5 protein-coding genes and 1 pseudogene are annotated in these 4,380 nt (G+C 65.0%); 2 read left to right on the forward strand and 4 right to left on the reverse strand.

What is annotated here, in order from left to right; genetic code table 11:
• The first annotated feature begins 207 nt into the window (after positions 1 to 207).
• A protein-coding gene (prfB, locus tag Q4C89_RS13155) for a peptide chain release factor 2 (RefSeq protein ID WP_303103078.1) occupies positions 208 to 1,303 on the forward strand; the annotation gives its coding sequence in 2 pieces (ribosomal slippage) (positions 208 to 252 and positions 254 to 1,303; 1,095 coding nt in all).
• Between the two features lie 69 nt (positions 1,304 to 1,372).
• Here prfB and folK read toward each other — a convergent pair.
• The 4 genes from folK to Q4C89_RS13175 all read right to left on the reverse strand — a co-directional run bounded on the left by folK (position 1,373) and on the right by Q4C89_RS13175 (position 4,074).
• On the reverse strand, positions 1,373 to 1,870 hold the full coding sequence (folK, locus tag Q4C89_RS13160; protein WP_303103079.1) for a 2-amino-4-hydroxy-6-hydroxymethyldihydropteridine diphosphokinase: 498 nt from the start codon (positions 1,868 to 1,870) through the stop codon (positions 1,373 to 1,375).
• Positions 1,867 to 2,250 (reverse strand): dihydroneopterin aldolase, encoded by a 384-nt coding sequence (folB, locus tag Q4C89_RS13165; protein ID WP_303103080.1) that lies wholly within the window; start codon positions 2,248 to 2,250, stop codon positions 1,867 to 1,869. Before folB ends, folK begins: the two co-directional genes overlap by 4 nt.
• Before the next feature lie 126 nt (positions 2,251 to 2,376).
• Positions 2,377 to 3,258, reverse strand: coding sequence for a dihydropteroate synthase (gene folP, locus Q4C89_RS13170; RefSeq protein WP_303103081.1), 882 nt, complete (start codon positions 3,256 to 3,258; stop codon positions 2,377 to 2,379).
• Positions 3,259 to 3,261: 3 nt separating this feature from the next.
• Entirely contained in the window at positions 3,262 to 4,074 is an 813-nt protein-coding gene (locus Q4C89_RS13175; protein ID WP_303103082.1) for an ImmA/IrrE family metallo-endopeptidase, read from the reverse strand.
• A gap of 88 nt (positions 4,075 to 4,162) precedes the next feature.
• Here Q4C89_RS13175 and Q4C89_RS13180 point away from each other — a divergent pair.
• A pseudogene (locus Q4C89_RS13180) lies at positions 4,163 to 4,380 on the forward strand (hypothetical protein); the annotation flags it as partial.

A 4,380-nucleotide genomic window follows, 5' to 3' on the forward strand; every position in this document is an offset into this window, starting at 1 on the left:
TTCGTTTGTCATGCTGCTCGCCTCGTTCGAGGCTCAGAAATAGTACACGCCCCCAAAAAATCTGTCAACCCCCTTGGCCCGTGGTTCCTTGAGACATGACCACGACCTCCTGAGAAGCGCGTGCCAGAGCGCAAAATCCTCTATACTTCCTGCTTGGCATTGTCTGCGTCCCGGCCAACGGGAGAGCGCGGAAAGGAGAAACGCACCATGCAAGAACTGCTGGAAAAACTGGCGTCGCTCCGGGAGTACCTTTGACATCCCCGGAAAAACGCGAAGACTGAACGAACTTGACCGCGAATTGAGCGACCCCGACCTCTGGAACGACCAAAGCCGCGCCCGGCAGGTCACCCAGGAAGCGGGAAGTGTCCGTAAAATTGTCGAGGAATACGGCGGCCTGACTTCCGACGCGCAGGGCCTGAGCGAGATGCTGGAGCTGGCCGACGAAGAAGAACGCGCCATGCTGGAAGAGGAGCAGGCCGGACTGCAAAAGCGCGTGGACGACCTCTACCGCGAAACCCTGTTCACCATGAAGCACGCCGACACCCCCGCCATCGTGCGTGTGAAGGGCGGCGCGGGCGGCACCGAGGCACAGGACTGGGCCGGAATGCTGGCGCGGATGTACATGCGCTGGGCCGAGCGCCGGGGCTACAAGGTGGACATTCTCGACGAGGTGGCAGGCGACCAGGCCGGATACCAAAGCATCGAATTCATCATCCGGGGCGAAAAGGCGTTCGGCATGATGGCCCCCGAACACGGCGTTCACCGTCTGGTGCGCGTCTCGCCCTTCGACTCCAACAACCGCCGCCAGACCAGCTTTGCCTCGGTGGACGTGGTGCCGGAAGTGCCGGAAGAGGAAATCAACATCCACATTCCCGATTCCGACCTACGGCGCGACGTGTTCCGCTCTCAGGGCGCGGGCGGACAGGGCGTGAACACCACCGACTCGGCGGTGCGCCTCACCCACTTGCCTACCGGCATCGCTGTGGCGTGCCAGATTACGCGCTCGCAAATCAAGAACCACGAACTCGCCCTGCAAATCCTCAAGCAGCGCCTATACGACATCGAGATGAAAAAGCGCGAGGCCGAAGAACTCGCCGCCCGTGGGCAGCAGGCCAAGGTCGAATGGGGCAGCCAGATGCGCTCTTACGTGCTGGACAAGCAGTACATCAAGGACCACCGCACCGGGCTAATGGCTCACAATCCCGACGACGTGCTGGACGGCGACCTGGACGAGCTGATGTGGGCTGGTCTGGAATGGCTGGCTGGCAAGCGCGTGGCCGAGGAAGCGGGTGACGACGAGTAAGGCAGATGGCTTTCGGCTGATAGCTGATGGCTGAAAGAAAATTCCCCCTTCGTGGGGGTTTTTTTATGGCTATTCGTCGGCCCAGTTGTCGCTCAGACGCTCTATGCCTTCGGTATCGGCACGGGCCAGGGCGTCGGCCACCGTTTCCCCGGTGCGCGGGTGGGCGAGATAGGGCGCGAGGTCGCTCAGCGGCGCGAGAACGAAAGCACGTTCCCAGGCGCGGGCATGCGGCAGGGTAAGCGCCGGGTCGTCGGAAAGCTGGTCGCCGTACACGATCAGGTCGAGGTCGAGGGTTCTGGCGTCCCAGCGCACTTCGCGGGTGCGGCCCGCCTGGGCTTCCAGCGCGTGCAGGGCGGCGAGCAGGTCAGGCGCGGAAAGGTCGGTTTCGAGTTCGGCGGCGGCGTTGAGGTAGTCGAGCTGTCCGGGGGGGCCGCCGACGGGAGCGGTGCGGTAGAGGGCCGACACGCCGCGCACCTCGCCCAGGCTGCGGAGTCCGGCGAGGGCGTCCCGCAAGGTCGCCTCGGGCTCGCCCAGATTGGCCCCCAGCGCGATGAAAGCCCGCGTCATTTCGCCCCTTCCCCGCGGGACTGCTCGCCCTGGGCCTTTTCCAGTTCGGCGCACACGTCGCGGAAGATGCCGGGCAGCGGCGCGAAGGGTTTGTGCACCCGCACCCGCACCCGTTCCAGACGCGGGAAATCGTTGAGCAGGCGGTCGGCAATCCGGTCGGCCAGGACCTCTATCAGTTGATGCGTCTTCTCGGTGACTTCCTCACGGATGGCGGCGTAGGCGGCGGCGTAGTTGACCGCCCCCTCCAAATCATCCGCGATTCCGGCAAAGGGGTAATACAGCTCGGCGTCCACCACGAACCGCGCCCCCAGCACGCCCTCGGTGGCGAAGACCCCGTGATGGGCGTGAAATTCCAGACCTTCGAGAACGACGCGGGACATGGAGTTAGGGTAGAGGGTGAAGGGCAGAGGGTAAAGGGAACGTTCCCTCTCCCTTCCCAGCTTCTGCGCTCAAAGATGCTGGGTTGCCCGCTCCATCAGCCATCAGCGAAGCGGAACCATCAACTATCAACGTGAACTGCCTGCCAGCGCCGCCTCGACCTTGAGCGCCTGCACCATCTCCCCCGCCGCGTGCAGCCGCACCAGCGCCGCGCCCTGCCGGGCCGAGTGCAGATGCAGCGCGAAACTGCCGGGGTCACGGTCGGCAGCCTTCGGCACGTCGGCAATCAGGTCGATGGTTTTTTTGCGGCTGGCAGCCATCAAAACGGGGTCGGGGCCACAGGTCAGGTCGCCCACCGCCCGCAGCAGGGCGAGGTTGTGTTCCAGTGTCTTGCCAAAGCCGATGCCGGGGTCAAGCAAGACTGACGGCACGCCCGCCGCCTTGACCTCTGCCGCCCGCCCGCGCAGAAAGCTGTGAACCTCGCCCACCACGTCGCTGTACGTCGGCTGCTGCTGCATGGTGCGCGGTTCACCCTGCATGTGCATGATGCAGGCGGCGGCTCCCGATTCGGCGCAGACCCGCACCATCTCGGGATCGCGCAGGCCCGTCACGTCGTTGACCAGATGCGCTCCGGCTTTTAGCGCCTCGGCGGCGACTTCAGGTTTCATGGTATCCACACTGAGCAAGGCGTTTTCGCCTTTCAGGGCGCGGATGAGGGGCAGCACGCGGTCAAGTTCGGTGGCGGCGTCCACAGGTTCCGAGCCAGGGCGAGTGCTTTCGCCGCCGATGTCCAGCATGAACACGCCCGCCGCCACCATCTGCCGCGCCGTCGCCAGGGCCGCGTCCAACCCCAGATGCCGCCCGCCGTCGCTGAACGAGTCGGGGGTGGCGTTCAGAATGCCCATCACCCGGCAGCCTGTCCAGGTCACGCGGTAGCCTTCGGGCACTTTTTCAGCGTGTGGGACAGGAAAACCAAAGGTCAGGGCGTGGGAACGCTGCGTCCAGTTCATGCCTTATTCTCCGCTTTTGGCACTGCGGGGCAGGCCAAAGCTGACCGTCACCAGCCCGCGCAGGGGGTAGGCCACCACATACGCTTTCATCTTTTTGCCCGAGCGGAACGGCACATAGCTCTCGCGTTCCTCGCGCATGTCGGTATCAAAAGCGACGGCGACGGGATGGTCGGCGGGAATCGGCGTGCCGTTCGCCAGGGTGTACTTGACCTCGCGGGTGGAACTGCTGGCGCGCACGGACAGGACTTTTTCGCCCCCCACGTCGGGCAATTCGCGGGCCATGTCACGCGGCAACTGGCCTCTGGCGCACACGGCGTAGATGGTCGGTTCGGGGGTCGCCTCGGTCAGCGCGTAGAGGGCAGTGGACGCGCTCACCTCGGCGCGGCGGGCGAGGCGGGCCAGGGTTTCGCCCGTATAGCCGTATTTCTCGCACATTTCGCCCAGCAGATTCTGCGGAATCAGAATCGCCGCCGCCGCCACGTTGCACAGCGTTTCTATTTTCTGCTCCAGTTCGTCGCCCTCGTAGGCGTCATGCAGGTCGGAGAGCAGGTCGTCGTCACCCAGCAGCAGCGCGTGCCCGATTTCGTGGGCCAGGGTAAAGCGCTGACGCTCGGGCCGCGCCTCCGAGTTGATCAGGATGACGTTGTGTTCGGGGTCGAACGCGCCGTCGCGCCAGCCCATCGGCATGAATTTGAGTTCTATGCCCTCCAGCCCTTCGGTGAGGCTGTGGGTGTCGAGCGCGGGCAGCCCCGCCGCATACGCCGCCGCCAACTCGCGCATTCTGACTTTGGCAGCCGAGAAGGGGTCGGGGGTCATGGGGGCAGATTAACAGGCTGGAGCGGCGGTGGAGGAGTTTCAGTCTGCCCTCTGGCCCGCTGAAAGCCGCTCGCCGCAGACTTGGCGCATGACCGAGTTGCCCGACCACCTGACCGTCACCGACCCCGCCGCCGCCCGCGCCCTACGGCAGGATTTCGCTTTCCTGTCGCTGTTTACCGCTCCCGCTTCGCCTTCGGACGTGGCGCAAACGGCAGGCATGGCGGCGAATCTGGCCCACCACCACGCCCGCAAGCTGGCCGACCTGGGCCTGCTGCAAGAACAGCGCCGCGAGGGAGGCAAGGTCTT

The organism is Deinococcus sp., assembly GCF_030523985.1.
In the GTDB taxonomy this organism is placed as follows: Bacteria; Deinococcota; Deinococci; order Deinococcales; family Deinococcaceae; genus Deinococcus.